This is a genomic window from Acetobacter sp. (assembly GCF_047721705.1).
GTDB lineage: Bacteria > Pseudomonadota > Alphaproteobacteria > Acetobacterales > Acetobacteraceae > Acetobacter.
This window is the reverse complement of the sequence record NZ_JBDNXK010000134.1, coordinates 1-5,390: the sequence shown is the minus strand read 5'-3', so window position 1 is coordinate 5,390 and position 5,390 is coordinate 1. Positions and strand designations below refer to the sequence as shown.

Sequence of the window (5,390 nt, the reverse complement as noted above, 5' to 3'; positions counted from 1 at the left end):
ACTATATTCCGACAAAATTTAATAATAATTCGAAAGTAAATCATAATATTCGGTTGCGGGAAGAACAAGCCATCAAGGATGAATAGCATCCTTACATTTTTTGTCATCGCTCGGCCCACATCTGTCTGTCTGCTTACATGAATTTTCTGCTCGTTAAGTTGGCTGGAAAACCGGAGCACCAATCGTTTGATCTGTCGCCTACGTCCTTTGGCTGTGCCTGCATAGGCAGAGTCCGTCCAGGACCTGTTAGGTCTTGAATAACAGAACGGACTGCATAGTTGTTTATAATGAGCATGATGCAGTCTGTCTTTTCCGATACCGCATGATCCGTCTGGGAGTCTTTGATCAAGGAAGTCCGTCCGAATGGCAAGACCCCACCGAAGAACCTTCGACGGACGATCTCCGCGATTTTCTGGCGTCATCAGAACGGCGCGAAGTGGCGTGCCCTGCCATCTGAGTTTGGTCCCTGGTGGATTGCCGCACAACTGTTCATTCGATGGTCGAAGCTTGGGGTATGGCAGCGCCTCTTTGAAAAGGTTAGAGGCGCGGCCTAGGCCCTCGGCATGGTTTTTTTCGATGGTACGACGATCCGTGCCCATCACAAGGCGGCCGAGGCCGCCTAAAAAGGAGATACAGTGGATGCCGCAGAAATCGTGAGGCGTTTGGCCGCTCACGTAGAGGCTTTGGCACCAAGGTCTGCGTAACTGCGGATGGACATGGCCGGGCATTGTCCTTCACACTGTCGCCCGGACAGGCACATGAACTGCCGTGTACCTATGTCCTGCTCGACGACCTGCTACACTCACCGACCTATGTCGTCTGTGATCGCGGATATGCTTCGCATAAATTCCGTGAATATCTCTGGGACCGGGGATCTCGTCCTGTCGTTCCGCCAAGGAAGAATGATCCGGAAGTCGCCTGTCCCAAATGGGCGTACAGACACCGGCACCTGGTCAAAAACCTGTGGGCAAGGCTCAAGGAGTGGCGGGCTGTCGCGACCCGATACGAAAAGACAGCCGCGTCCTTTTTCTCCGTCATCCTCATCGCGGCTACAGCGGACTATATCAAGGCCTAACAGGCCATAGTGGCGCTACGAGTTCGATGCTTATGCCACGGCGGTCTTCGCACGTGGGGCGTGGATCGCGGGTTCCGGCAAGGTGTCGGCTTTTCTGCAGCGGGGGCGCTGTCTGTCCGTCGTGCCCGCGAGGCGAACCGGACCGTGACCTGTAGGTCACAGCCCGTTTGGCCGAGGGCGCGGAAATCCACGCAGTGGGGTTGCTGGGCGAAGATGTCCCTGATGTCCGGGCAGAGAGCGGACATTACGGAAACAGGGCTCCTACTGGATGAAGTCGATCCAGAAGCCTTTATCGCTGACAAGGCGTGTGATGCGGACCCGCTCATCGAATTGCTTGAGGAACGGCAGATTGCGGCGGTCATTCCGTCAAGGAAAAACCGCCGCAGCTAGGGAAAATTGACGTCTCACTCTACAAAGAGAGAAATGAAATCGACCGGTTCTTCGTCAGACTGAAACAGTGTGGGGCGTTGTAACGTGTTAAGGTGAACCGAAAGCAATTATTCTCTGTCATTATCGAACTCAATTGCCATTATGCCCTAATTGTATAATTACTGGCATCCCATTTTTAACTACCAAGTCAATGTTTAATTGTTTTCCGCATAGCATCCGTACCTGTTCAGGAGCGGGCGCATCAAATAAATCATAAGCAAATTTATATTTTGTAAACCAGGCTCCAACGCCCTGATCAAGGAGTATCGTGAGGCATTTTCCGTTTGTAAGGGTTATTTGCAGACTGCGCGCGTGCGGTATATCATTTTTTTCTGCAACAATGATGCTTGCTTTAGGAAAAATAGCCTGCAGAACAGCATACCGATCTGAGTCATTATTATAGCTTTTTGTGATAAAATGTCCTGCTCGCGTATTATAAGGTATGGGTGCTGTTATGATTTCAAACTGTATATTTTTTGCTGGCCCTGCTTCTGATGGCATATTGTTCATCACCTCCCACAGCAGGCGAAATGACAGTGGTGTCAGCAGATAGCGGTCAGAATAACGCACCCTGCTTATGCCATGCTGCATGAGCTGCACGATGCTCAGCGTATCCGCTTCCTTCAGCTTTTCCCAAAAAAGCCGACCAAATTGCGACACGGGCCAGACGGCGTTCTTTCCCATGTATATCATTTGCGCGTTGCCGCTGCTCAGTTCTATGAGCTGCGCCGTTTCCATGCGCTGCAAGGCTATTTCATCCGTATAGGGACCAACAACCAGAGGGGCGACCTCGCCCATGCCCCAGCCGGGGCCGGGCAGGGCGTTGCGCACATCGGATGAGGCAATGGCCAACTCCTCGCCATCAATATCCATGCTGGCCAGTATGGGCATGCCGTGTATTGCGGGCAGCGTGTGGGCAATAGCTATGGTTTTCTGGTCACACAGGCGGTACAGATCAAGCTTCTGCGCCATTTCAAGATTTGTGTCGACCAGGTCATTCTGCCGCACGACCAGTTCTGTGCGCACCCCCGTGGCCTGTGCGCGCTGGAGGAGATCGCGCATGGTCCATGCGGGGAGTTCCCACTCCGTCGGGTTGCTGTGCATATAAAGGGTAAGAGAGCGTAACTGGCCGGAGATGTTTTTCCTTTCCAGCCACTCAACGGCGCTGCCGCTTACAAACTGGGTGTTCTTGCCAAACACGGCCAGTTGTGGCGGCAGTTCAAGGCAGGACAGAATGTGGCGCGCATGCTCGAGTGCCGCAGGCCGATCTGGCTGGATATCACCAAAAATCATGTCAGGCCGGAGGATGCAGGCCGGACAGCCATGCGCGCAGTCTTCCGGGCAGTCCAGCCGCGTCACGGCGATGGCAAGACAATCCCGGAAATAGGCAGGTTCCGCCAGCCGCGTGGCCAGGCCACTCCCGCCCGCCGCCCTGTCATACAGGAAAACGGATGTCGCATAGCCGCCTACGGGGTTCTGGCTGGAACTGACGGCAATACCAATTTCACGCGGTTCCGCGCCCAGTTTTTCCGCAAGGGCTTCACGCAGGCCTGCGCCCAATGCCAGGCCCGGACCGAACTGGCCGGCTTCAGGTAACTGGAATTCAAAGACATCGGTACAGGTTTCGTGGGCAAGGCGCAGGTTGCGTTGAATACGATTTGGCTGCGTGGTGCCACCGGGGCACAAGCCGCGCTGGAGCTGTTCGCTGCGCAGCGGCGCAAGGGGGCGATGGTTGAGCAGGGTCGGGGGTATGGCAAGGCGTGTCCCGCCATTATGGGGGAGTTCCTCGGTCTCGGCGTCCGCCCGGCCACAGCACAGGCAGAGCGCATAACCTTTGCCGTGCAGGCCCGAACTCTGGGTAAAGAGGCGGCCCGTGCTATCGCCGCGTAGACGTCCCCCTTCGGGGTTGGGGAGGGCCTGCCACGGGGCATCAGCGGAAAGCCGGGACATTTCATAGGGAATATAACCCAGGCTTTCATAACCGGTATGGGGTGCCTTGCGCCCCAGAAAACCCGCAGGCCGCAGCGTCGTATAGGACTGGAAGCGGGTGGAAGGCGCGTCGCATTGCGGGCATTTTTCAGGAATGTCCTGAAAGACGCGTGCAGTGCCAAACTGATGACAGTTCCGGCATTCCCAGAAAACCCGCATGTCTTCAAGGCCACTGGCATCGGCCATAGCCGACCAGGCCGGTTGCAGGCCCTCGCTTTTATGGACCATGCCATCAATGACGATTTCCGCACCCGGCGCATATTCCCGAATGGCGACATCAAGCGTGCGTTGCGCGGCATTGCCGTCATCTGCATCGCTTTTCTGCGAACGCTGCGAAAGAAAGCTGAAGCCGACAACATCAACGGGAAAGCCATAGGCAGGCGTAAAACCGCGCCGCGCCAGTTCGGAAAACAGATATTCCTTATGCATGCGCTCGGCCCGCCGTTCAATCGCCAGGCGGACATCTTTCTCAGTGGCGTCTTGCGCGCGTTTTACAAGCTGTTGATACTCATTGCGCCAGTGCCGGAAAATGGCATCGATTTTTTCCGCGGTCTGCAGGCACAGGGTTGTCGCATCCTCATCTGCCAGGATCGTGCCCCGTGTGAGCTGACGCAGGGCGTCTTCCTGCGCGCGCATGAAGGCAGGATCGCGCAGGGCCAAGATGAAATCCTGCGCCAGATTGGAAACAGAAGTTTTTTCCGCATCCTTGATAGGACGCTCGCCAAAAAAGGTGCCGATCCTTTCATTAATGTTGACGCCGGAATTCTGGCGCAGAAAACGCCCCAGCAAGGCTGCATGCACATGACGGATCACAATGGTGCGGCTGTGGAGCCTGACGGCCGGGGCAGCCACCACCGCATGGAGGAATTTCTGCGGATCGCGGAAGACGACATGGTCAAGCGGCAGGTCGCGGCAGAAAGTCACCCCGAACGCCCACGGCTCCCCCCGGCGCCCCGCGCGGCCAATACGCTGGCGGTAATTGGCAATGCCGGGGGGGACATTGGAATTCCCCACCAATGTTACGTTGGGAATATCAACGCCCATTTCCATTGTGGTCGAACAGTTCAGGAAATTGATCTCGCCGTTCTTGAACAGATCTTCGTAACGCTGCAATATCGCGCGGTCGATCTGGGCTGAATGTTCTTGCGAGCGGAAGAAGGGCGGATAGGTGGCCGCCTTGTCATGCAGGTCGGTCCACAATCCCCGCCTGCGCAGGGCTTCGACATCGGGGGACTGGGCGCACCATTGCGTAATCTGGGCGCGCTGCCGCGGGTCCAGCCCGCCGGGATTGCTGCACGACAGGCGTGGAAAATCGATTACTTCAACCGGTCGCGTATTGTCGGGGTCATAGGGCGAGGCCTCGCCCGTGGTGTAGCCAAAGACGCGGCGTGTCACCGGGCACAGCCAGCCCTGGTTCACCCGTGCAAGAGCCGCTTTTTCATAATCAAGCTGATAACCACCCCGCCCGGAATCCCGCGCGGCAGTCGTGATGATCAGCGACCACAGGGCATCAAGCACGTCCCTGGCCCGTTCCTGATCGGCTGGATGGTTCGGGTCGCCTTTAATGACGCGGTAGAGCAGTTTCTGGAACCGTGAAGCCCTGCCTTGATGGGGGCGGGGGCTGACCCAGAATTTCTCATGGCTTTCCGCCGCATCGGCGGGCGCGTTGTCGCGGTTGTAAATCTTGCGCGTGCCAGACCGGCGGGGCAGGATCCAGCGCATCATCTGTTCATCAGGCAGATGAACGGCCAACTGTTCACGAAATACAAAATCCACGGCGGTGAGGGGCCCCCCCCCCCCCACCGCCCGATGCCCAAATCCCGCCGGGGTTAAGGCCGGCGGCCCCCCCCAGGCGCCCGAGTGGGGCCATTGGGGGGAAACACCACCGGGCCCACCC

General features: G+C 56.9%; 2 protein-coding genes and 2 pseudogenes. 3 read left to right on the top strand and 1 reads right to left on the bottom strand.

All coding sequences use genetic code 11. The features are described from left to right. The first annotated feature begins 341 nt into the window (after positions 1 to 341). From ABF824_RS15245 to ABF824_RS15235, 3 genes and pseudogenes are all read left to right on the top strand, one after another. Positions 342 to 1,075: pseudogene (locus ABF824_RS15245) on the top strand (IS5 family transposase). Between the two features lie 10 nt (positions 1,076 to 1,085). After that, a pseudogene (locus ABF824_RS15240) lies at positions 1,086 to 1,290 on the top strand (conjugal transfer protein TraG); the annotation flags it as partial. 7 nt (positions 1,291 to 1,297) lie between these two features. Then, positions 1,298 to 1,465: a hypothetical protein gene (locus ABF824_RS15235; RefSeq protein WP_415489837.1), complete on the top strand. Its 168-nt coding sequence runs from the start codon at positions 1,298 to 1,300 to the stop codon at positions 1,463 to 1,465. Positions 1,466 to 1,594: 129 nt separating this feature from the next. Here ABF824_RS15235 and ABF824_RS15230 read toward each other — a convergent pair whose 3' ends face one another. Beyond that, the gene (locus ABF824_RS15230; protein ID WP_415489836.1) at positions 1,595 to 5,269 is read right to left on the bottom strand and encodes a helicase-related protein; all 3,675 of its coding nucleotides are present in this window, start codon (positions 5,267 to 5,269) and stop codon (positions 1,595 to 1,597) included. Positions 5,270 to 5,390: the final 121 nt, after the last annotated feature.

Bases quoted from the DNA above. Each gene is read 5' to 3' on its own strand.
- ABF824_RS15235 (WP_415489837.1), top strand. From the start codon at position 1,298: ATGTCCGGGCAGAGAGCGGACATTACGGAAACAGGGCTCCTACTGGAT.